Origin of the sequence: Virgibacillus sp. CM-4 (assembly GCF_000445495.1) — a bacterium.
Lineage (GTDB): Bacteria > Bacillota > Bacilli > Bacillales > Amphibacillaceae > Virgibacillus > Virgibacillus salexigens.
Genome location: NZ_AUQA01000006.1, coordinates 315,449 through 338,535 on the forward strand (window position 1 = coordinate 315,449; position 23,087 = coordinate 338,535).

General features: G+C 35.1%; 28 protein-coding genes and 1 riboswitch. Of the genes, 16 read left to right on the forward strand and 12 right to left on the reverse strand.

From position 1 onward, the window contains the following. Window position 1 precedes the first annotated feature (1 nt). The 7 genes from M948_RS34795 to M948_RS34825 all read left to right on the forward strand — a co-directional run bounded on the left by M948_RS34795 (window position 2) and on the right by M948_RS34825 (window position 5,654). Complete coding sequence (locus tag M948_RS34795) at window positions 2–757, forward strand: gluconate 2-dehydrogenase subunit 3 family protein (RefSeq protein ID WP_021291112.1); 756 nt, start codon at window positions 2–4, stop codon at window positions 755–757. 27 nt (window positions 758–784) lie between these two features. Continuing rightward, the gene (locus tag M948_RS34800; protein WP_021291113.1) at window positions 785–2,500 is read left to right on the forward strand and encodes a GMC family oxidoreductase; all 1,716 of its coding nucleotides are present in this window, start codon (window positions 785–787) and stop codon (window positions 2,498–2,500) included. A 38-nt stretch (window positions 2,501–2,538) separates the two neighbouring features. Further along, window positions 2,539–2,718 carry a twin-arginine translocase TatA/TatE family subunit gene (gene tatA, locus M948_RS34805; RefSeq protein WP_021291114.1) on the forward strand — a complete coding sequence of 60 codons (180 nt, stop codon included), beginning with the start codon at window positions 2,539–2,541 and terminating at the stop codon, window positions 2,716–2,718. 163 nt (window positions 2,719–2,881) lie between these two features. Further along, window positions 2,882–3,031 (forward strand): 50S ribosomal protein L33, encoded by a 150-nt coding sequence (rpmG, locus tag M948_RS34810; RefSeq protein ID WP_021291115.1) that lies wholly within the window; start codon window positions 2,882–2,884, stop codon window positions 3,029–3,031. A 124-nt stretch (window positions 3,032–3,155) separates the two neighbouring features. Then, window positions 3,156–3,725, forward strand: coding sequence for a 5-formyltetrahydrofolate cyclo-ligase (locus tag M948_RS34815; protein ID WP_021291116.1), 570 nt, complete (start codon window positions 3,156–3,158; stop codon window positions 3,723–3,725). Window positions 3,726–3,778: 53 nt separating this feature from the next. Then, a complete protein-coding gene (locus tag M948_RS34820) occupies window positions 3,779–3,970 on the forward strand; it encodes a hypothetical protein (protein WP_021291117.1) in 192 nt (63 codons plus the stop codon). Window positions 3,971–4,082: 112 nt separating this feature from the next. After that, complete coding sequence (locus M948_RS34825) at window positions 4,083–5,654, forward strand: rhomboid family protein (protein WP_021291118.1); 1,572 nt, start codon at window positions 4,083–4,085, stop codon at window positions 5,652–5,654. A 51-nt stretch (window positions 5,655–5,705) separates the two neighbouring features. Here M948_RS34825 and M948_RS34830 read toward each other — a convergent pair whose 3' ends face one another. Next, window positions 5,706–6,572, reverse strand: a complete 867-nt coding sequence (locus M948_RS34830) for a hypothetical protein (RefSeq protein WP_021291119.1) — start codon at window positions 6,570–6,572, stop codon at window positions 5,706–5,708. A 147-nt stretch (window positions 6,573–6,719) separates the two neighbouring features. On the opposite strand from M948_RS34830, the gene M948_RS34835 reads away from it, so the two are divergent. The 5 genes from M948_RS34835 (at window position 6,720) to M948_RS34855 (ending at window position 12,862) form a co-directional block, all read left to right on the forward strand. Beyond that, complete coding sequence (locus tag M948_RS34835) at window positions 6,720–8,177, forward strand: spore germination protein (RefSeq protein WP_021291120.1); 1,458 nt, start codon at window positions 6,720–6,722, stop codon at window positions 8,175–8,177. 83 nt (window positions 8,178–8,260) lie between these two features. Further along, window positions 8,261–8,479: a YqgQ family protein gene (locus tag M948_RS34840; RefSeq protein ID WP_021291121.1), complete on the forward strand. Its 219-nt coding sequence runs from the start codon at window positions 8,261–8,263 to the stop codon at window positions 8,477–8,479. Continuing rightward, window positions 8,476–9,453, forward strand: coding sequence for an ROK family glucokinase (locus M948_RS34845; protein WP_021291122.1), 978 nt, complete (start codon window positions 8,476–8,478; stop codon window positions 9,451–9,453). Before M948_RS34840 ends, M948_RS34845 begins: the two co-directional genes overlap by 4 nt. 162 nt (window positions 9,454–9,615) lie before the next feature. After that, a complete protein-coding gene (locus M948_RS34850) occupies window positions 9,616–11,520 on the forward strand; it encodes an LTA synthase family protein (RefSeq protein ID WP_021291123.1) in 1,905 nt (634 codons plus the stop codon). A 187-nt stretch (window positions 11,521–11,707) separates the two neighbouring features. Continuing rightward, window positions 11,708–12,862 carry a thiolase family protein gene (locus tag M948_RS34855; RefSeq protein ID WP_021291124.1) on the forward strand — a complete coding sequence of 385 codons (1,155 nt, stop codon included), beginning with the start codon at window positions 11,708–11,710 and terminating at the stop codon, window positions 12,860–12,862. 202 nt (window positions 12,863–13,064) lie between these two features. Here M948_RS34855 and M948_RS42855 read toward each other — a convergent pair whose 3' ends face one another. Continuing rightward, complete coding sequence (locus M948_RS42855; RefSeq protein ID WP_021291125.1) at window positions 13,065–13,238, reverse strand: DUF2759 family protein; 174 nt, start codon at window positions 13,236–13,238, stop codon at window positions 13,065–13,067. Window positions 13,239–13,399: 161 nt separating this feature from the next. Between M948_RS42855 and M948_RS34860 the strand changes: the two genes are divergently transcribed. The 3 genes from M948_RS34860 (at window position 13,400) to M948_RS44015 (ending at window position 15,721) form a co-directional block, all read left to right on the forward strand. Then, the gene (locus tag M948_RS34860) at window positions 13,400–14,023 is read left to right on the forward strand and encodes an MBL fold metallo-hydrolase (RefSeq protein WP_021291126.1); all 624 of its coding nucleotides are present in this window, start codon (window positions 13,400–13,402) and stop codon (window positions 14,021–14,023) included. A 307-nt stretch (window positions 14,024–14,330) separates the two neighbouring features. Beyond that, the gene (locus M948_RS44010) at window positions 14,331–15,056 is read left to right on the forward strand and encodes a PepSY-associated TM helix domain-containing protein (protein ID WP_369759888.1); all 726 of its coding nucleotides are present in this window, start codon (window positions 14,331–14,333) and stop codon (window positions 15,054–15,056) included. Window positions 15,057–15,157: 101 nt separating this feature from the next. Further along, window positions 15,158–15,721 (forward strand): PepSY domain-containing protein, encoded by a 564-nt coding sequence (locus M948_RS44015; RefSeq protein ID WP_369759889.1) that lies wholly within the window; start codon window positions 15,158–15,160, stop codon window positions 15,719–15,721. A gap of 63 nt (window positions 15,722–15,784) precedes the next feature. Here the strand turns inward: M948_RS44015 and M948_RS34870 are convergent, their stop codons facing one another. The 8 genes from M948_RS34870 to comGA form a co-directional block, all read right to left on the reverse strand. Next, on the reverse strand, window positions 15,785–16,027 hold the full coding sequence (locus M948_RS34870; protein ID WP_021291127.1) for a DUF2626 domain-containing protein: 243 nt from the start codon (window positions 16,025–16,027) through the stop codon (window positions 15,785–15,787). Window positions 16,028–16,187: 160 nt separating this feature from the next. Continuing rightward, a complete protein-coding gene (locus M948_RS34875) occupies window positions 16,188–16,544 on the reverse strand; it encodes a hypothetical protein (RefSeq protein WP_021291128.1) in 357 nt (118 codons plus the stop codon). Further along, window positions 16,537–16,953: a competence type IV pilus minor pilin ComGF gene (gene comGF, locus M948_RS34880; protein ID WP_021291129.1), complete on the reverse strand. Its 417-nt coding sequence runs from the start codon at window positions 16,951–16,953 to the stop codon at window positions 16,537–16,539. The genes M948_RS34875 and comGF overlap by 8 nt, the downstream gene beginning before the upstream one ends. Beyond that, window positions 16,940–17,281 carry a type IV pilus modification PilV family protein gene (locus tag M948_RS34885; RefSeq protein ID WP_021291130.1) on the reverse strand — a complete coding sequence of 114 codons (342 nt, stop codon included), beginning with the start codon at window positions 17,279–17,281 and terminating at the stop codon, window positions 16,940–16,942. The genes comGF and M948_RS34885 overlap by 14 nt, the downstream gene beginning before the upstream one ends. Further along, window positions 17,268–17,723, reverse strand: coding sequence for a competence type IV pilus minor pilin ComGD (gene comGD / locus M948_RS34890; protein WP_021291131.1), 456 nt, complete (start codon window positions 17,721–17,723; stop codon window positions 17,268–17,270). The genes M948_RS34885 and comGD overlap by 14 nt, the downstream gene beginning before the upstream one ends. Beyond that, window positions 17,683–17,994, reverse strand: coding sequence for a competence type IV pilus major pilin ComGC (gene comGC / locus M948_RS34895; RefSeq protein WP_021291132.1), 312 nt, complete (start codon window positions 17,992–17,994; stop codon window positions 17,683–17,685). Before comGC ends, comGD begins: the two co-directional genes overlap by 41 nt. A 17-nt stretch (window positions 17,995–18,011) precedes the next feature. Then, entirely contained in the window at window positions 18,012–19,064 is a 1,053-nt protein-coding gene (gene comGB, locus M948_RS34900; protein WP_021291133.1) for a competence type IV pilus assembly protein ComGB, read from the reverse strand. Further along, window positions 19,027–20,034 carry a competence type IV pilus ATPase ComGA gene (gene comGA, locus M948_RS34905; RefSeq protein WP_021291134.1) on the reverse strand — a complete coding sequence of 336 codons (1,008 nt, stop codon included), beginning with the start codon at window positions 20,032–20,034 and terminating at the stop codon, window positions 19,027–19,029. The genes comGB and comGA overlap by 38 nt, the downstream gene beginning before the upstream one ends. A gap of 142 nt (window positions 20,035–20,176) precedes the next feature. Here comGA and M948_RS34910 point away from each other — a divergent pair, with 142 nt between their 5' ends. Continuing rightward, entirely contained in the window at window positions 20,177–20,368 is a 192-nt protein-coding gene (locus M948_RS34910; RefSeq protein ID WP_021291135.1) for a YqzE family protein, read from the forward strand. Between the two features lie 6 nt (window positions 20,369–20,374). Here M948_RS34910 and M948_RS34915 read toward each other — a convergent pair whose 3' ends face one another. After that, window positions 20,375–21,154 carry a YqhG family protein gene (locus M948_RS34915; RefSeq protein WP_021291136.1) on the reverse strand — a complete coding sequence of 260 codons (780 nt, stop codon included), beginning with the start codon at window positions 21,152–21,154 and terminating at the stop codon, window positions 20,375–20,377. Continuing rightward, window positions 21,144–22,802, reverse strand: coding sequence for a DEAD/DEAH box helicase (locus M948_RS34920; RefSeq protein ID WP_021291137.1), 1,659 nt, complete (start codon window positions 22,800–22,802; stop codon window positions 21,144–21,146). The genes M948_RS34915 and M948_RS34920 overlap by 11 nt, the downstream gene beginning before the upstream one ends. Before the next feature lie 142 nt (window positions 22,803–22,944). Then, window positions 22,945–23,053, forward strand: a riboswitch (glycine riboswitch). Window positions 23,054–23,087: the final 34 nt, after the last annotated feature.

Here is a 23,087-nt window from a genome sequence, read left to right on the forward strand (position 1 = left end):
TTTGGCTGAAGATAACCATAATGAAGAAGAAAAATTGGACAAAGATAGTCTTTCAAGAAGAAAGTTTTTAAGAAATTCTGGTTTTGCAGTCGGTGGTTTAGCAGTTGGTGGAGTTTTAGGTAGCGTTATCCCGTGGGGGAACGAGGAAAAAGAACAACAACAAGCTGCTAATGAAACGAAAAACTTCAATCAAGCGTTAATGAACTTTAATCAAGTGGAATTTCAAGTAGTTGAAGCTGCCACTGAACGGATATTTCCAGAAGATGACCTTGGGCCAGGGGCTAAATCATTAGGAGTTGCCTTTTATATTGATCATCAATTAGCTGGGTCCTATGGTTTTAATGCAAGAGACTATATGAACCCACCATTCTTTCATGGTGAGAAGACACAAGGGTATCAGGGAAGATTAAAGCGCCGGGAAATCTTTCGAATCGGTATTCGTGAAATGCAGAATTATAGTCATGAAAAATTCGAAAAAGGATTCACGGATCTAACTGCTGAAGAACAAGATACGGTACTAACAGATTTTGCAGAGGATAATGTAAATTTAACAACAATCTCAGCAAGTGGATTTTTTAATCTGCTCAGAAGTATGACATTAGAAGGAGTTTATAGCGATCCGCTGTATGGGGGTAATCGAAATATGGAAGGCTGGAAAATGAGGGATTATCCAGGTGACCAAATGAATTATACAAAGGTTATTGAAAGTGAAGAATTCCAACAAATTGAACCTAGAAGTCTTCGCGATCATATGTAGGAATTAATGAAATGAGAGGTGATAAGAATGGTCAAGAAATTACCAAAAACAGATGTAGTAATCGTTGGTGTTGGTTGGGGTGGCGGTATTATAGCTTCTGAACTAACCAAACAAGGATTAAATGTCGTTGGTCTTGAAAAAGGACAAGAACGGGAGACGGAAGATTACTATATGGCGCATGATGAATTACGCTATGCCATTCGTTATGAATTAATGTCCGATTTATCGAAAGAAACATTAACATTTCGAGGAAATGAAAAAATGCGTGCGCTGCCGATGCGTCAATACGGTTCTTTTCTCTTAGGAGATGGTGTAGGGGGGGCTGGTGTTCATTGGAATGGACAGACATTCCGGTTTTTACCGTATGATTTTGAAATTCGTACTCGCACCATCGAACGTTATGGAAAGGATAAGATCCCTGCAGATATGACGATTCAAGATTGGGGAATCACTTATGATGAAATTGAACCATATTATGATAAATTTGAAAAAATGGCTGGTATCTCAGGAGAAGAAAATCCGTTAGGGGGAAAACGTTCAAATAAGTATCCAACGAAACCGATGTTGCATTCACCACAAATGAAAATGTTTAAACAAGCTACGGAAAGTTTAAATTATCACCCTTATACAATTCCGTCTGCCAACTTATCCGAGAATTATACAAATCCAGATGGAATAAGTAGAGCGGCTTGCCAATATTGCGCTTTTTGTGAACGGTTTGGATGCGAATACGGCGCAAAAGCAGATCCTGTAGTTACCGTTATTCCGATTGCTAAAAACACCGGTAAATTCGACTTAAGAACGCATTCTTGGGTACGAAGAGTTTTACATAAGGATGGTAAAGCGACTGGTGTTCTCTATACGGATGTTACAACAGGAGAAGAAATTGAACAACCAGCTGATATGGTGGTACTTACAAGCTATGTATTTAATAACGTAAAACTCTTATTAAACTCGGAAATTGGTCGTCCATATAATCCATCAACCGGAAGAGGAGTTATTGGTAAAAATTATGCATATCAAATAATTAAAGGTTCTGCAACTGGATTCTTCGAGGATAAAAAGTTTAATAACTTTGCGGGTGCTGGTTCTTTAGGTATGGTAATTGATGACTTCAATGGCGATAATTTTGATCATTCGGATGTTAATTTTTTACATGGTGGATATTTATCGCTAACTCAAACTGGAAAGCGACCGATCCAAAGTAATCCTATTCCTGCTGATTCTCCAACCTGGGGAAAAGAATTCAAACAGAATTCAATGAAATATATTAATAAAACGCTATCAATAGGAGCAATGGGAGCTAGTCTGCCTTTTAAACAACACTATTTGGATCTTGACCCAATGTATAAAGATGCATTTGGAGATCCGTTGATTCGAATGACTTATGACTTCAAAGATCAAGATAGAGAACTCGCGAAATTTACTGCGACGAAAGCAAAAGAAATTCTTAAAGAAATGGGTGCAGACCGAATTGACGCAATGGAAGAATTAGGACCTTATGAAATTAATACCTATCAAACAACTCATAATACCGGTGGAGTGATTATGGGGGGCGATCCAGAAACATCTGCAGTAAATAATTACTCACAGATGTGGGATATGGATAATTTGTTTGTTGTTGGTGCTTCTTCTTTCCCACATAATAGCGGTTATAATCCAACTGATACAGTTGGTGCTTTAGCTTACCGTGCAGCTGAAGGAATTGTCAAGTACAGCAAAAACGGTGGGCAACTTGCCTGATGGTAGAATAGGTTGATCCAGAGAAAGAAGGTGGAAAAATGCTCTCAAATATTGGAATACCAGGTTTGATTATCATTCTAATTATTACGTTAATCATATTTGGTCCAAAGAAATTACCCGAAATTGGATCGGCAATTGGTAAGACGTTAGCTGAATTCAAGAAGTCCACCAAAGAAATAATGAGTGATGAAGAGTCTACCGAGTCAAAAAATAGCTAAACCAAAAGCAGGTTGTCTGAATAGACAGCCTGCTTTTGGTTTATTTTGAATAAAAGTTGTTGTCTTACTTGATAGTTTAACAAACATCTGATATTATAATTAAGTCTGAAATGAATTAATCGCAGGTTATGGAGCAATATAGGTAAAGTTTGGAGGGAAAAACATGCGCGTAAATATTACTTTAGCTTGTACAGAAACAGGAGATCGTAATTATATTACTACGAAAAATAAACGTACAAATCCTGAACGTATTGAGCTTATGAAATACAGTCCACGTCTTAAAAAACACACACTACATCGTGAAACGAAATAATGAGTTGTAAAAAAGCCTTTATCTTTTTAGATAAGGGTTTTATTTTACGTTCTATCATGATTAACTTTTAACTATGATCTCATTACCTATGCTATGTTTCTTATAAGGGAAAGGTGGGGAACAGATGAATAAAGATCAATTGCGTGCACAAATGATAAAGAATCTAAAAACCATTGGTTTAGACGAGCGTCACGATATCGAAGCAAAGCTACATACCAATCTTTTCCAAACCGAACTTTGGAAAAATTCGAATTCAATTGGAATAACCATTTCTCAAGCATTTGAATGGGATACACGTCGAATTATTGAAACCGCTTGGGAACAAAAGAAGCGAGTATGTGTACCAAAATGTTTTCCGCAACAAAATGCCCTTAAGTTTTTTCAACTCTATGCATATGATCAACTAGAAGTGGCATATGCTCATTTACTAGAGCCCAAACTAGCAGAAACGGAAGAAGTAAACCTTCATACTATAGAATTATTAATAGTTCCTGGAATTATCTTTAATCGTGCTGGTTATCGAATAGGGTTTGGTGGTGGTTATTATGATAGACTCTTAAGTGCGTATTTTAATAAAACCATATCTATTTTACATAGTAGGCAGTTAGTAGATGTTATACCTGTAGAGCCATTTGATCTTCCAGTTGAAACACTGATTACAGAAAGTGAAATCGTTACAAACCGTCATGAATAAAATTGAAAAGGAAGCTCATAACTAATAACACCATGAAAAAAAGAGGTGTTACAATGCGTATTCTATTTTTATTGTCAGGCATGATCGCTGCTGTAAGCTTATTGTATAAATGGCGTTTTCGAATAATGAATACATTATTAGCAATAGGGTTTTTAAGAAAATTAGCAGTGAATCTTTCGATGAATATACCATCCATTCGTACAAATATGATACCTGGAATGTTTCAAAAGAAGAATCTTTCCTGAGAAAACGGAGACTTAAGTGAAAAAGAAGTTGTGCATATACAGCTTCTTTTATCATAATCAGAGAAAAGTCTAAGGGGATTTGGTATGATGAAAGTCTAAGGGGAGATTTTAAATGTATATCAATGAACAATATACAATGTACAAACTTGCATACCACTTCATCACCAAGCTGGAGTATGATGTATTATATGTAAGTGAACAAGAACACGAGATATGGTTGGAACAACATGAAGGGAGTAAATCGACAGTAATTCGATTTACAACAAAAGGATTTGATTGGAAAAATCATTTAAAAAAAGATATAGCGCTTGTGTTTCAAAAAGTAAAGGCAATGAAAAAATTGCTACAAGCAAAAACAATTAACATACATAATATTTACATATCGGAGCATACACCAGTAGATGATTGGGAAATATTAAAGAAACCGATGCAACTTAATGAAAAAAAACCAACGATGATGAACGTATATTATTTATCGAAAAGAAATTCTGAAAGCAGTTATGATGATGAAATGGACAGAATCACAAAGGCTATCGAAATGGACCTTCCGGCGATTGAGTTAGAAGATACATCCCTCGATGAGCAAGAAAAAGAAGAACAATTATCTTATTACAAAACATATGTTAAACAACGTGTTGTTAATTTTAAGGAACAAGCTCAAGCTGTTTTTTCTTTTGGAAAGCCACGATTTACCTATATACTATTAGTTATATGTATAAGCTTGTTTCTCTGGATGGAAGTAAGCGGTGGCAGTGATAACACGAATACTTTAATAGAGTTCGGAGCGAAATACAATCCAGCAATGATTGAAGATGGCCAATGGTGGAGAATTATTAGTTCGATGTTTCTCCATATTGGGTTTCTGCATTTAGCAATGAATATGATTGCTGTTTATTATTTAGGTGCGTTAGTCGAGCGCATCTTCGGATCGTGGCGTTTCTTAGTTATTTACTTTTTAGCAGGTATTGGTGGTGGAATAGCTAGCTTTGCATTTTCACCGAGTATAGCTGCAGGAGCTTCGGGAGCATTATTTGGGTTATTCGGAGCTTTATTATTTTTTGGACTACATAATCGAAGAATCTTTTTTCAGACGATGGGTACAAATGTGTTAATTTTAATTGGGATAAATGTCGTCTTTGGGTTGGTTGTTCCACAAATAGATAATGGAGCACATTTAGGTGGATTAGTAGCAGGGTTCATTGCTTCAGCAATTGTTCATCTCCCAAAACATAGAGAGCGCTTCAAGCAGCTTGCTGCATGTATAGTATATATTATACTGATCTTTAGCATAATCCAATATGGTTTTAGTAATAACTTAAATGATCAAGTATATCATGTGATGCAAATGGAACGATTAATTGGTCAAGAAGATTACCACACAGTTGTTTCACAAGGTGACCAGGCTTTAAATAGTGAAGGTGATCTAGATGCTGCTATTTTGTTTCATCGGTCCTATGCATATATTCAATTAAATCAGCCTCAAGAGGCAATTGAAGATTTAGAAAAAAGTATTGAATTGGATACGAGTTTACCGCAAGCTTTTCATAATTTAGCTATCTTGTATGATAGCAGGGGTGAAAGAAATAAGGCAGAAGCTATCATAAAGAAAGGATACCAAAAGCACCCTGACGATCCAGATATCAAAAGCCTCTACGAACAAATTATAGGAAATGCACCAAATTAAATGAAATGCCCATTAGCATAATAAGCTAGTGGGCATTTCGCATTTTATTAATTACTGATCTGTAAAGGAGTAGTTTTGGATTAATTTGTTCTTCTTTCCGTTCAGTTCATATAAAACAAGCAAGTGTTTTTGGTCTTTATCAAATAATACGATTGGAATGTAACTGTTTAATTCCTCGTTTTCAGTATTAACTACCGGAATAACGTAATTTTTATATAGTCCCTCCCATAATTGTCCCATAATCTTCTCTGTTTGTTCCATTGTCAAAGAGGGTAAGGGTTCTTCTTGATATTTTGCTAAGTCGGTAAGTGGTACGGTTAGATAATGATTGGAATCGATTTGAAAGTGGTGGAAGAGCTTGTTCCATTGATAAATTAATTGTTGTTTGGTCGTACGTTCTAATAAGTCCTTCCACTCTTTTTCATAATTATTTTCAGGTGTTTTAAACGATTCTAAAGAGGTTGTTGGAGAATCAATAACATATAAGTAATCACTAGATAATTGATGAATACTTTTTATTTGACTATCAGGGTAATGTACTTCCCCATGATGAAAGGAAATGGATTGAAACAAACTACTGTCTTCGTGATGAAGTTTTTCTTTTAATTGAATGGTATCTGTATCTTGTACCCATTTAGTAAGAGCTCCTCTTAATCGACCATTATCGTAAAGTAGAGAGACATCTTGTCGTAAGTATACTGAATTCTCTGTCCTCGATCCTGCTCTCCAATTAATTTCGTAATTATCATTTCCCTTTTCTGAAAATAATTGGATGGTTGTTTCAGCATTTGAAAAAGAACGATTCTTGTCAATGGGAAAATAGGTTATGGCAGGAATAGAATTTAGCCTAATTATATATATAATAGCAATAACACAAAGTGCAGCTATAACGGTAATGATTACGTGCCATTTTTTCATTAATCCCCCGCCTTTTAATGCTTGTCTTGTTTCAATATATGTCTGTTTTTCATATTTATGATTAAAACAAGCCTTGGACTCATAATGAATAGATAGGGTGGCGTTGCAACAAACTATACCTATCACAATTTATGAAAAGGTGAGCTAATGAATAATGAAAAACAGCCGATTTTTAAGGACTTTCAAAAAAATCGAGATTATATTAATGAACGATTAGCAGTAGATAAAAGCTTTGATATTATACAAAGAGATTTAGAATATGCTGGCATTAATATGTCTCTGTTTTTAATAGATGGATTTGGAAAAGATGATATTTTACTTTATATTATGAAGCTGTTTGCGAAGTTACAACAAAGTGACTTTCAACCAGATGTATTAAGTAAGTTAATGAAAACGTATATTCCTTATATCGAAGTGGAAGAAGTAGCCGATTTAAATAATGCTTCGGATCTGGTGTTAGGAGGACCGGCTGCTCTTATTGTTGAGGGCATAGACAAAATCATTATGATTGATGCAAGAACTTATCCCGCTCGCTCACCGGAAGAACCAGATTTAGAAAGGGTCGTACGTGGCTCTCGCGATGGTTATGTCGAAACAATTGTATTCAACACGGCGCTTACACGAAGAAGAGTTCGTGATCGGTCGTTACGCATGGAATATATGCAAATAGGTAGAAGATCAAAGACAGATATTTGTGTGTGTTATTTAGAGGATATTGCCGATAATCGAAGGGTAGATAATTTAAAAAAGAAGTTAGAAAAAATTGATACCGATGGACTTCCAATGGCGGAGAAAACAATTGAAGAATATATTAGTGGCCGGCATTGGAATCCCTATCCGACTGTACGTTATACTGAACGACCAGATACTGCTGCTTCTCATTTATATGAAGGGCATGTCATAATTATTATTGATGGATCTCCAAGTGTGATGATTACCCCTGCAACGTATTCTCACCATCTCCAACATGCTGAGGAGTATAGGCAAAAACCTTTAGTAGGTGCGTATTTAAGATTTGTACGATTTATTGCAGTTATTGCTTCCATCTTCATTCTTCCTTTATATTTCGTGTTTACAAAACAACCGGAATACTTACCTGCAAATTTACAATATATTGGACCTGATGAAGTTGGTGTCGTTCCATTACTTATTCAGTTTTTAATAGCAGAAATGGGAATTGATGTACTGCGTATGGCGGCCATTCATACACCGTCCTCTTTAGCTACCGCACTTGGGTTAGTAGCAGCCATTATGATTGGAGAAGTATCTGTGCAAGTAGGCTGGTTTTCGCATGAAGTCGTCCTTTATTTGGCAGTAGCAGCAATTGGAACATATGCCACTCCAAGTTATGAATTAAGTTTAGCTAATCGTTTAGCTCGGATATTCTTATTGCTTTGTGCAGCTTTATTAGGCGGCATTGGTTATATTATCGGAATTACAGTGTGGATATTATATTTAGCCCGTATGAAATCATTCCACATTGCATATTTTTGGCCATTCCTTCCATTTTCATATCGACCATTTCGAGATGTTTTTCTTCGTTCGCCAATACCATTGAAAAATCGGAGACCAGCATTTCTACATCCAAAAGATCCAGATCGTTAATCCGATTTGGTTCTTTTTATGACTTAAGTTTGTATTTCTATTTCTATATTAAATTTAGTATAATAATATAGGTGATAAAAATAATGGAAACGATTTATGATATTCAACAATTACTGAAGAAGTATGGTACATTTATTTATACTGGTAATCGTATGGGCGATTTAGAAATGATGGCAATGGAATTAGATGAATTATATAAGCTCCATTTTATTGAAAATGAACGCTATCTTCAGGCAAAATTACTTATAAAAAAAGAAAGAGATTGGATGCGGTTGAACAAAAAAGGGGGAACAGGTGAATGAAAGAACTTATTATCGGGGTAGATATTGGCGGAACTTCTGCAAAACTTGGTCTTATTAACGATCAAGGAGATATTATTGAAAAATGGGAAATACCTACAAATACAGAAAATGGCGGTATTCACATTGTTGATGACGTATGGGAAGCAATTAATAATAAGTTGGAAGCGAAAGAATTTACAACAAAACAAGTACTTGGAATTGGTGTAGGTGCACCCGGATTTATAGAAGGAGATACAGGATTTGTTTATGAAGCTGTAAATATTGGATGGAAAAATTATGATTTTGGAAATCAATTACGTAAACGTTCGAAGCTACCAGTATATGTTGAGAATGATGCTAATGTAGCTGTTTTAGGTGAAAATTGGAGGGGTGCAGGAAATCAGGCTGCCAACCTAGTTGCAATTACATTAGGAACGGGTGTTGGTGGTGGAATTATTGCAAACGGAGAAATTGTGAATGGTGAAGCAGGGATGGGCGGCGAAATCGGGCATATGACAATCGATCCGAATGGCTATCCATGTAACTGTGGCCGTAATGGTTGTTTAGAAACAATCGTCTCAGCGACGGGAATTGTTAGACAAGCCATGAAACAAATAGATATGGAGAAAACAAGTTTACTAACTAACGTATTAGCAGAAAAAGGGAGTATTACTTCAAAGGATGTTTTTCAATTAGCTGCTGATGGGGATAAAACTGCGATGCGTATTGTTACTCATACGGCAGATGTATTAGGAATGACAATTTCAAATATCGGAACAATGGTTAACCCTTCTAAAGTGCTAATAGGAGGAGGCGTATCGAAGGCCGGTGACCTGCTGCTGTCGGAGATTCGCAAAGCATTTAATACATATGCACTTGTTCGAGTAAGTCAATACTGTGAACTAAAAATAGCAGAATTAGGAAATGATGCGGGAATTATTGGTGCAGCATTCTTAGTAAAACAAAAATTAGAGAATGTTGTCTTTGCAAATTAAGGTGAAGGAAACTTTTTTGAATCAAAATCGTAATAACCATATATAAGGAAATAAAATAATATTAACAAAAACTTAATAAACCGTTTATAATAGAAAGAAATGACAGGTATGCAAGTGAATCGATAAGAAAACGGAGTGTGAAAATAGCAGGGGGAAGCGGTTATGGATGTAAGTTATAGAAAAATACCATTGTTTATTATAGCTACCTTATTGTTTGGTTTAAAGACATACATGGTGTATCGATTTGTGTTTTCCATCGATTTGGAAAATGCAATGCAGGAGTTATTATTATTTATAAATCCATTTGTTTCAGCTTTCTTAGTGTTTGCCATAAGTGTTTGGATAAAAAAACAAAGTAGACAGCTGAAGTTCATAAGGTTTCTTGCGTTGATCGGTACGCTTATTATATTTGCCAATTTGGTGTTTTATCGATCATTTACCGATTTTATCACCATTCCTCAACTATTCCAAGGAAGCAATGTTGCTGATTTAGGTTCAAGTATTTTATCATTAGTGAAGCCATTAGATATATTATTGTTTTTAGATGTTATAATCATTTGGTATTTAAGCAAGAAGCAACCGGATAGGTGGACGGTTTATTATCCTAGAAATGGAAAAGTATTTACTTTAGCAATGTCTCTTGTTTTATTAGCTGGTAATTTCTTTCTTGCTGAAATGGAGCGCCCACAATTATTCACTCGTGCGTTTGATCGTGAATATTTAGTCAAAAATATCGGACTCTTTAATTATCATATTTATGATATTGCTACTCATACAAAAGCAAAAACACAACGTGTATTTGCCGATGGCAATGAAATACCTAAGATCCAAGATTACATTAATGAGAACGTTAAAACAGATGAAAAGTCGGCATTATTTGGGGTTGCTAAGGGTAAAAATGTCATTTTTATTAATGCCGAGTCGATTCAAAGCTTCGTAATAAATAATGATGTAAATGGTCAAGAGATCACTCCTTTTTTAAACAGGTTGACAGAAGATAAGGATACGTATTATTTCGAGAATTTTTATCATCAAACGGAACAAGGAAAAACATCAGATTCTGAATTTATTGTTGAAAATTCGTTATACCCTCTTTCAAGAGGAGCGGTATTTTTTACACATGCTCAGAATGAATATCATGCAATGCCTGAAATATTAAAAGAGGAAAACTATTATTCTAGTGTTCTACATGCTAATAATAAAAGTTTCTGGAATCGAGACCAAATGTATCAAAGTTTAGGAATTGATCATTTTTACGGGGAAGAGTCTTATGAGGTAACCGAAGAAAATTCAATTGGATGGGGTTTGAAGGATAAGCCATATTTCGAGCAGTCCATTCCACTTCTCAAATCAATGGAGCAACCATTTTATGCAAAATTAATCACATTAACCAATCATTTCCCGTTCGAATTAGATGATGAAGATCAATCGATTGATCCCTATCATTCCAATTCGAAAACCTTAAATAATTTCTTTCCTACAGTTAGATATATGGATGAGGCAATTGAACAATTCTTTAGCCAGTTAAAAGAGACTGGATTATATGAAGATTCCATTATCGTAATTATGGGTGATCACTATGGAATTAGCGCGAATCATAATCGAGCAATGAGTATGTATTTGGATAAAGAAGAGATTACGCCATATGATCACGTTCAACTGCAACGTGTACCGTTCTTTATTCATATACCTGGACATGGAGAAGGAAGGGTAGAATCGAAAATATCGGGTCAAATTGATGTGAAACCAACGATATTAAGTTTATTAGGCTTAGAAACACAAAACGATATTCAATTTGGAACAGATTTATTTAGCCAAACACGAAAAGATTTTATTGCACTTCGAAACGGGAATTTTATTAGTGACGAGTATGTGTTTGCAAATAATATTTGTTATGACCGAAAGACTGGAGAATCGATTGAGGATCAAGAAAGTGATCGAACAGATGCAACTAATAAAACAAAATCTTGTACCCCCATTAGGGAAAAAGTAGAAAAAGAATTAGATTACTCCGATGACTTGATTTATGGGGATCTATTCCGGTTTATTGAATTTAATGAGCGATAAAATAATAGCGGTGAATAATTTACAATAGAGCTGTCCCAATAGGGCAGCTCTATTGTAACTAAAGAATGGTGCAAATGATGATTATACGATAATATAAACATAAATTAACCTATCAAACATACGCATAGGATGGGGATGTTTGATTCATTGTAAGGGGTTACAAAATCATTGAGAAAGGATAATGAATATGCGAGAAGTAGTCATTGTAGAGGCAGCCAGGACCCCGGTAGGGAAGAAAAATGGTGTTTTAAGTAATATTCGCGCAGATGAGCTAGCTGCTAAGCCTTTAAAGGAAGTTATTAAACGTGCGGGAATTTCAGCGTATGAAATTGAAGATGTAATTTTAGGCTGTGTTTCACAAACTGGCGAACAGGCGTTGAATATTGCAAGAATTGCTGGATTAATAGCTGGGTATCCGAAAGAAGTTCCAGGGACAACCATTGATCGTCAATGTGGATCGAGTCAGCAGGCAATACATTTTGGGTGTCAAGCCATTCTAAGTGGGGATATGGACGTTGTTGTTGCAGGAGGTATTGAGAGTATGTCGCGTGTCCCAATTGGATCGAATCGACAACACGTAACGTTTACTAGCTCACTTACGTCAAAGTATGAAGTGATTCATCAAGGTATATCCGCGGACCGGATAGCTGAACGATGGGGACTATCTCGAGTCGAATTAGATTCTTTTGCTTTAAATAGTCATCAAAAAGCAGTTCGAGCACAAAAGGAAGGCAGATTCGATAAAGAAATAATGTCCGTAGAGGTCACGCTAGAAAATGGGAAGACTGAACTTATAAAAGAAGACGAAGGACCGAGAAACAATACGAGTCTGGAACAATTAGCCAAATTAAAGCCGTCATTTAAAACAAATGGAAGTGTAACAGCAGGAAATGCGAGTCAAATTAGTGATGGAGCAAATGCGATTTTACTAATGTCAAAAGAAAAGGCTCTTAAGCTAGGGTTAAAGCCAAGATTCCGTGTGTTAACAAGATCAGTAGTAGGTTCAGACCCTACGCTAATGTTGACAGGACCTATACCTGCTACGAGAAAAGCACTCCAACAAGCAAGGCTTTCCATTACGGATATTGATATCTTTGAAGTCAATGAAGCATTTGCTTCCGTGGCTTTAGCTTGGCTAGAAGAAATGAAAATCGACGATGCAAAATTAAACCCAAATGGTGGAGCAATTGCATTAGGACATCCTTTAGGAGCAAGCGGCGGTCGATTAATGATTACAATGATGCACGAATTGGAACGAACTGGTGGGAGATATGGGTTGCAAACAATGTGTGAGGGTTATGGTATGGCTAATGCAACCATCATTGAAAGATTAGACAATTAAAATTAAAGAATATAAAGCGTAACAAGTAGAAATTCGGTTTCGTTTACAGATTTAGCTCCATCTTGTGGTTGAGCTTATGGGGATGCAAGAACATATGATTCAACGGATTATCCTCCCGGACCTATACACTGTGGAATAAGAATAATAAAAAGCTGAACGTCTCCATACGTCAGCTTTTTATTAGGAGTGAGTGATTATGCTACTAGCCTGTAATTTCTGAGATTATGGTTGCGATTGCAAAAAAACCAAAAGCTAAAGCTGTGATTGCTGAAAATCCTAATGCAAATATATTTTTGTATTTCAATTGACGAATCACAGAGATAATAGCTAGTAAAGCTACTGCCAGAAATAAAATTGCTAAGACGATGTGCATCATGATACGTATCCTCCTCGTTTTTCAATGTTGCTTAAGGAATTTCATTTGTATTATTATGTAACTAGTCCAGTTATAATATTTATTTTATAGTATTATTTTTCGTTTGTCGAGGTATATCATGAGGAATTTGTTACTCTAATCAATATAAAGGAGGGCATATCTTGAAAATCGAAATAATGTCACTTGGACCATTAGGTACGAATTGTTATATTGTTTATCAAGATAATCAAGCATTAGTATTTGATCCAGGTGGAGAACCTGAAAAAGTGAAGACATTTTTGTCTGCGAATCAGCTAGATCCTAAAGCAATATTATTAACACATGGGCACTTTGATCATATTGGTGCAGTAGATGCGCTACGAAAATTTTATGAAATTGATGTTTATATCCATCAAGCTGAGGCAGATTGGCTTGAAGATGCACAAAAGAATGGATCATTGATGTTTATTGGTGAAACGATTCAAACTCAAAAACCTGATCAATTATTAACTCCAGAGAAAATGACACTAGGCAATTTTCAATTTGAAATTATCCATACCCCTGGGCATTCACCTGGTAGTGTTACTTTTCTATTTCATGAACAGTTAATGATGATCAGTGGTGATGTATTATTTTATCAAGGGATTGGTCGTACTGATTTGCCAGGTGGCAATTTTGAAGAATTGAAGCAAAGTATTAAACAGAAAATATATACACTGGATAAAGATTTTGATATATACCCAGGTCATGGTCCCAAAACATCGATTGCAAATGAAAAAAAAGCTAACCCCTTTATTCCTTGCTAAAAAACAAGTCAATAAAAAACCCTTCTTGATATTCAAGAAGGGTTTTTTTGGGGATGTACTTTGCTCTTTTGTTAGTAGGGATATAAGTTAAGCTACTATAGTAACAACTATATAGGTAGTAAAATCACATGTCAATAGAATAAAGAAAATTAGTTTGAATTTAAACTATAATGAGCCTTCTGTGATTGTTGGTTATAATTCAACAAATATTCACGTAATATCACAAATTGAGTGTTGTGCATCATAAGTTCTTTAATTACTATAAGAGTATGTTGATTATACTTAATCAATAAAAGGAGGTTGTTAAATGTGTTATAAAACAACAATGGCTGGAGGGCTGAAATTTGAAAAAAATAATTATAATCGTTTTTGGAGGTGGCATTTTTATGCAGCTCTGTTTATTACGCCATTACTTATAACCTTAACCATGAGCGGCATTGGGTATTTATTTTATACGGATATAGAAAATATTATATACGACGATTTATTTTTTGGAGAAAGCAATAATACAGACGAGTTAACGATTGATGAAGGTATAGCGAATGTAAAAGAGCAATACAAGGGCTATGATGTATCAAAAATTATTGTATTAGATGATCCTTATAACACTAGACTTACAATGACGAATGAACAGGGGGAAGAGAGATACGTATTTCTAGATAATAATAATCAGATAGTGGGGGAACAAAATTCCGAATATACATATTCAAACGTTATGAGAAATACGCATAGCTCCTTATTTGTTGGAGGAACAATCGTTAATTATCTAGTTGAATTAGCTGCCTGCTGGGCGATATTCTTATTACTATCTGGATTGTATTTGACATATAGGAGCAAGGCATGGCAGAAAAAACAGCATTCATCTCCACGTCAAAAATATAAAAGGTTGCATGCTTTATTAGGAACGGTCATTGTTATACCGATGATTCTTATTATATTTACTGGATTACCTTGGTCTTTTTTTATGGGGAATTTTATTAATACAGCAGCTCATGAAAATCCTTCTATTGGAGTTCCACTTTTAAAACAATAGCCGCCAACCTCTGACATGAATGAAATTCCTTGGGCAACTAGAAGCAATGCATTACCGTCTTCTAGCGTACCTAATTCCATGCAGACCATGAAGCGATGGATGTGAATTCTGATAAATCAAACCACCATCATAGCATTCAGGTTCAGTACTTAATGGAGAAAATTGAAAAACAGCAAATAGCTAAGCCATATTCCATTGTTTATCCGATAGGTGATGACGGTGTATATACGGTTTCCAAAGGTAGTAATACTGGTGTAACTGGATTGGATGTTAGTCCATATCAAGAAAAGACAAACTATTTTGATCAATATAGCGGTAATTTGATAGCGCAAGTAGGGTATAATGATTATGGAATATTAAAGAAGTGGTTTACTTGGGGGATACCATTACATGGGGGACATTTATTCGGTTGGCCAAACAAATTAATTAATGTATTGGTTTGTATCGGTTTCCTAGTTGTACTTTTCTTGGGAGTAAAGACATGGCTGTCACGTAAAAAAAATGGTCGTATTTCAGCACCACCGAAAGTATCAACTGGTGTATCAATAAGTTTTATTATGTTCTTCATAGGAGTAATTATGCCATTGTTTGGTGTCTCTTTATTTTTTATACTAATTGTTGAAGCAATCATTTGCTTGATAATTCGGAAGCGTATAAATGTCTAAATATGTTTGAGATTCTAAAAAAGAAAGCCCTGTTATTTCGTAAAATAATAGGGCTTTCTCTTTTTAGTGTCCGAAACCAGGTACGAGTATAAATTCTGAATACCATGTAAAGCCAATAAAAAATACAGTACAATAAGCTCCGAATAAATACATATACATGCGTTCAGATAGTTTTAAATAACTTACTGTTAGGAAAAAAGCTGTTTGAACGAGGAATAGTAATGAAGTTTTTGGCATCTCGCCCACGTAGAACATTACTGTAAAAATACCTGTCCAAAAAGCAAGCACACGAAACATTCGATCCATGCTTTCCCCCCCTTTGGTTACCTTATCATAGTTATTATAAACGAGGAAATCCTTCTTGTAAATGAAACCATTGAAACATTTATCGTTTACATACATATAATTTTTAATCTTTTTAAAATAAATTTTTCATCACGAATAGCTTCTCCATCCTATAATATTTTTATTCTTTTTTATTAGGAATGGCTAAATAACCAATCGTTGTATACTTAGATTCTTGAATAGTTACGATATATAGGATTCGGTAACTACTTTTCCCTATATCTGTTAATTGAACGCGAACATCTCCTTGAGGTAGATGAAACGTACGAGGGGAGATGTTATTAATATCCTCGTTTAGCTTCTCTTTTAATTTTTCCCTGGCAGTTTGTATTAACGTTTCAATAGTGATTTGCTGTAGCTGGTTTTTAGTCATTGAAATATTACTTTGGTACTGTTGCACGTTCGTGGTGATCAGCATAAACGTTAAGGCAATCACAAATAAAACGAATGGTAGTATAAAAGCCTGTTCATTATTCATAGAAAACAATATCTTTTTTATATTGTTCACCACCTAGAGTCGTTATCCTAATAGTAAATCCGTAGGGAAGAGGAGAAAGGTGAAGTTCTTTCACATTACGAAGATAAATTTCATGTCCTAATCCGTTTACTTGCCTTCGAATTATATTCCCATATAAGCTGAAAGTGGCCTCCGCTTTATTAGGTAACGCAAGATATAGCTTGTTTTGGCTAATCCGGTAATCTGTTGCTTGCATCACTTCATTTCTAAGAAATAAAAAAAACTGCTGGGCGGAAAGCTCATCTGGTGATGCTTGGAAATTATTTGCAGAATTAATGAGATAGCTTAAGAATGGCAGGCTAAAAGACAAGATAAAGATCATGAATAAGGAATGAATCAGAGTAAAACCTTTTTCATCATGGCTTACCAAATAAACAAAAAACTTCCTTCGTTTGCTTTGCATTATTCCATTTTGCACATCCTTTAAGCAGCGATGATTCAGTAATGGTGACCATAGAAAACTGAACTGTTTTTGATTCTATCTTTTTCTCAAAATGACTTGGCAAGTCTGAATTTACACCCCATAGATAGGGCTGTAATTCATCATGTAATTTGTATGCAATCATTCTTCGGTCACTTAAAACTTGCCTTTCTGTTTGTAATAGAGAGATTAATGGGAGTAAGATGACGATGGTACTAAATAAAATACTTACAGCTATAGTAACTTCAATCAATGTAAACCCGTTATGTTTCTTCAATACGAAATCTTCCTTTACCAAATGGAAACACAACTTTATATGTTTTATTTGGAGCCTGTATATAAAACGTACGTGGTTGTTTAATATTTCCATTCCTTTCAAATTCAATATTCCGAGAGATGGTACTGTCAATCTTCCAGCCAGTTGGCAATAATCTTGTTATTTTTATTGCTGAATTATGCAAAATCGCGTATTTATCTTCGTAAAGAAAAATACGGATTCTTGATTGATGTATTGCTGACATATGCTGAATTTTCATGACGTCTGTTTCAAAGGTTTGAAGTACATATTGGCTTTCGAGCTCCTCTAATATAGATAGTGCCGGGGGCACACTAATACCTAATAAAACCATTACGATACTAAGCACGACTAACATTTCTATCAGGGAGAATCCGTTTCGTTTAGCTGGCTGGAGCACGAACTTTTCCTGTGTCTTTATCATAGAGTAATGCCTCATCGTTATTACAGCTTGTTTGTTCTTCGTTAATGTATGCAGGTATCATCGATTCCAAACTAATAGGATAACTGTTATGTTCGGTGTAATATGCATCTACTTGCGCTTGAACTACAGCAAGAAGTGCATCGCATCCTTTGTTACTAACTTCTTGGCTCCGTTTACTTAAATTGGGCACGATCAGTATAATAAGCACGGATATGATCATCAGCACAATTAACATTTCGATTAAAGTAAACCCACGATTATTCTTAAGCATGTTATATTAACCTCTTTCTATATTGTTTTTACAAGCTGAAACATTGGCCACATTAGCGTTATATACACAAATAAAATAAAACAGGCAATGATAATGAAAAATACTGGCTGGATATATGTTAAATACTTAACAAGTTTACGTTGTATTTCTTCTAGGAGTATTTCCGCATATAGAAATAAATCTGTTTCCAAGGCTTGGTTATTATTGCTTCGTTGAAAGATGGCTGTTAATTGCATTTCTAAAAAAAAGAATTGGGAAATGAGTGTAGGAATTGGGTGTCCATTAGAGAGCTGTTTCCCCATTCGTCGACAATAGTAGGAGATAATCGGTTGTTTTTCTTGATAAATCATTTGATCTAAAACATCTTTGAAGGACATTCCAGTTTTTATTAACGTACTAAATTGACTGGCGAAGAGAAAGGAAGTTTGTAGTTTGATATACGTACGAAAAATAGGTATTCTCTGGTAAACACGAAGCTTTTTTTCAATGGAAAGACGCTGGTTATATATTTTCCATAAAATGGCGATTCCGCCAATACCAAGACAGGTCAAAATAAGGAGCAGACCAAGCCAATCGATCAGAAAGATAGAGAAGATAATTAGGGATGAGGAGCTGGGGCTTTGCTGGTACAATTCTAGGAATGATGGTAAAACCGACTGCTTAAGAATAAATAGAAGAGGTAGGAAAAGGCTAAGTAAGATAAGTGGATAACGCAAGAGGTGCTTGAATTTCTTTAAATTATTTAACCTTTGTTCAAACATCATATAGCACCGCTGGATATTTTCTTCAATATTCTGGTTTGTATTAGCAAAGGAAATATAGTTAACGATGGATGAATGAAAGGAACAATTGGAAAGTGCTTGTTCAAGGGAAAAGCCATTTTTTAACGAATTGATTATTTGTTCTGCTGTATTAGCCAATTGTTTATCCCATGTCATCACTTCAAGTGTATCTAGTAATGAATAGCCATTATCTAAGAGTCGGTGCATACGTTTTAAAAATTGTAATTGATCATCATCTGAGATACGATCTTTAGATTTCACTAGGAATTGTTTTAGGTATAAATCCATATGCAAATGCCTTCTTTCGTAAGTGATGAAATGTTTGATAGCCGGTGAACGAAAGGTCATTTTCGTTAAAGTAAATATCAAGCAGATGACGATCTAAAAGCTCCACTATAGCAGCTCTTCTTCTTCCGTGCTTGACTGTTTCAAATGCTAGTAGCTCAATGGCTGCAATTGCAACTAATGAATGCTTTAACTCCGAAGATGTTAAACCAAATTCTTTTAAGCGATGGATTGTTCCTAAAGCATGTGTTGCATGTATGGTACTTAAAACTAAGTGTCCAGATAAAGATGCTTCATAAGCGAAATGAGCCGTAGCTGCATCGCGTATTTCGCCTACCATTATTATATCGGGATCATGTCGTAAGGCAGCTTTAAAGCCAGTTTGATATGTTATTCCAGCTTTCTCATTTACTTGAACTTGCAAAATTTGAGCTATCTCTTTTTCAACTGGATCTTCTAACGTAATTGCTTGATAGGATTTTTCTTTTAAAATAGCTTCTAAAATAGCGTATAGCGTTGTTGTTTTACCACTACCCGTTGGTCCAGTAATTAGGATTAGTCCAGATCGCTTGGTAATCCATGTCATTATTTTATTTAATTGGCTTGGAAAAAGGAATAACTGATGGATCGGCAGGTTCTCTTCTTGCGGGAGTATACGGATAGCTAAACTTTCCATTTGTTTGACAGGTAGAGTTGATAGCCTTAGGGAATAGGTGTCGTTGTTTAATTGAAAACGCATGGTACCATTTTGTGGTCTTCGACTTTCGCCAATATCCATTGCTGAAGTGAATTTATAATACGTTAGCAATATGTTGTATGAAGGTATAGGAATTGATTTAAGGAACGTTCGTTTCCCTTGTGTACGAATAAAGATATCTATTCTGTCCGGAAGAGGAGAAAAGTGGATGTCAGAAGCTTCCTTCCGAATCGCTTGCTGAAGTATGTTATTGGAAATAGCTGCTGCAGCCTTCAATACATTGTCACCTCCTTTATATTACTTTATTCGACAATAGATTGCTAAATCCTGCATGCAATTTAAAATTTATTTTGTATTTTTCAGTAATATTGTTAACTGGATTGGCAAAGCTAATAAAAAATAAGAGGAGGCAGGATACATGTCAACGAATGATTACATTAAATTTATGACAGAGCAAGTAGTAACATATATCGATTTGCCTGCAGAAGAAAAGAAAAAACGTAAAACCAAAAGACAAAGAAAATCTGTTCTATTTGGGAATCGATGGCTAGGTTTGTTGCCATTTGCATTCCGAATGATGATAAACAAAAACAAGCAGGCTCAGAGTTGAGCCTGCTTATGCTATGTCTGAAGTTAAATAAAATAATCCTCCATTGATTACTTGGTATGTAATCCGAGGCTGATATCTTTCCGTAATTTCCTGAATTTCTTTTTCCATTTGTTTATCTTCTGTATCTTCTATATAAAAGTGTCTTAGTAACTCCGCTTCTGACTGTAACTCTCTAAGCGAATCTTCAGCCCATTTATGTTCCTGATTCTCTATATAGCTATCAAGAACAGATTCAATTCGCAGGTAGCCGCTTTTCAATTTAACAAGTGGGGAAAGCGTATAACAAAAATCAGATATAGTTGTTTGCAGTGGAACCTTATCTAATGTTTCCATCATATCTGATTTCATGGTTCCGTTAATCAAATTTAATCCAATGGAAAAAAGCTCATCCCGTTTATACTTCCCCTTATAACTGATTTTAAGATTTGTTACTAACCATGGATATAAGGGGGTATTCATCGTTGGATTTACTTGTTGAAATAACTTTGTGTATTTTTCCTGTTCTTGTAAATAATGTATGATCTGCTGTAATCTCGGACTTCCAAAATGAATCCATTCCCCTTGCTCATTCCGCATTTCAGGATTAGTAATTAACGTTAATCGCATCGGCTCCCCTGGATGGCCCATTTTTTTCATATAATGCCAATAGAATGGACGGTTCATTAAAGCTTTATCCATTTCTTCCGTTAATTGAACAGATAATATACCATTATCATCTCGTAGAATGGAACAATGATGTGCTTGAAAAAAGGATTTTAGAAAGTGATTCAAATCATCAATTACCATACTTTTGCTCCTCCCCATAATTTGTATCATGTGTCTGTTTAATTACAGCAGATAGGTTTTGAAGTTTGATTTTGGCTTCACCAGGAGTTGTCGATTCAGCATAAATTTCTTGTAATTCGCTTTCAATATCGGGAATAGACAGATCCGCTAATATATCATCTAAATGACCGATCACCTGTTCAAATAAATTAATCTTTTCATATAAAAGTTTCATAATATGTTCTTCCACCGTGTGTTTAAGTGCAAAATTGTATATATGCACATCTTTATCTTGGCCATATCGGTGAATACGACCAATTCTTTGCTCTAATCGCATTGGATTCCAGGGTAAATCGTAATTTATCATATAGTTACAAAATTGTAGGTTAATCCCTTCTCCACCTGCTTCGGTTGCAATTAATACTTGGGCATGATCTTTAAAAAGTTGACGCATCCAGTCTTTTTTCCCTCGTTTAAATCCCCCTCTAAATGGCACAGAGGATATTCCATTTTGTTGTAAATACCATTGCAAATATAGTTGAGTAGCTCTATATTCGGTAAATATAATCACTTTTTCGTCGCCAATCTCTTGAATTAGTTCAACCACTTTCTCTGCTTTTTTATGATTCGGTAATTGTTCGATATTTTCGGTAATTTGGTGAAATGTATCAAGTTCAGGTTGTTCTGACAGCATCTTCTTTAACGATAAATAACATGCTTCCCTTGACGAGCAAAATTCTCTAAGAAAAGTAATCTTTGAGAAAGAAGGGAGTAAGCCAGTACTATTCTCTAATTGTTGATAAACATCTTTTTCTTCATCAGAAAACTCTGTCCAAATCGTTTCGATATGACGCTTTACTTGATTCAACCCAGTTTCTCTTCGAGTGTTTCTTACCATTACTTTTTGTACTAATTGTTTTAAATAGATATCTTGCTTCATATTTTTTCGATCTTTTCCGTAACTCTCTAAGAAAGAGTCATAATTACCCAGATGACCTGGCTTGAGAATAGAAACTAAATTAAATATTTCTATTAATTGATTTTGCACTGGTGTTGCAGTTAGTAATAGGCAGTACTTCTTTTTTAAGGCGCGAACAAATGCATAGTTTTTGGTTTTATGGTTCTTTAATTTATGTGCTTCATCTACTAAGACAAAGTCGTAGTCCAAATCCAAAATGGTTTCACGATGAGGTTCCCTTTTTGCCGTGTCCATGGAGGAAATAATAATATTTCCATGTTCCCAGCTCATATTCTTCCGATGAGCAACAGCTGGAATATAAAATTTTTCATTAAGTTCTTTCTCCCATTGATTTACCAATGAGGCTGGAACGAGAATTAATGCTTTTTTGACTAAACCACGTATCATATATTCCTTTAAAATTAATCCTGCTTCTATTGTTTTACCTAAACCTACTTCATCTGCCAGAATTGCCCTTCCATTCATTTGTTCGATTACTTGTTCTGCTGAAGCGATTTGATGGTTAAGAAAATCAACATGGGGGAGGAATTCTAATGCTCGTAACCCTTTAAAACTTGGTGTCATCGTTGTTTTCTCTGCATGAAAAGCCATGGAAAACAGTTCCCAAGAGGACACCGGGTCATTCATATCTAAACGGTTTTCTAATTCATTAATAAATGTTGTATCTTTGTCTAGATGAATAGAATTCATTACATCCTTCCTTTTTCTATAGATTATTCAGAATAGCTATTTTATCTTTTATATTATGTGGTATAATAATTCACAATAAAATAGATTTTTCATTGGTTTTGTAACATAGTATAACCAATTATACATATTTTCATAAAAGCGAATGATTACAAGGGGAGAGTTTACTAGGAAGAAAAGCCATATGCTTCTAAGTAACGCCGAAGGAGCAAGCTACAGCGAATCTCTCAGGCAAAAAAGACTCTTGTAGGACGCAACTCTGGAGAGTGTTTACGTAAGAAGTAAACC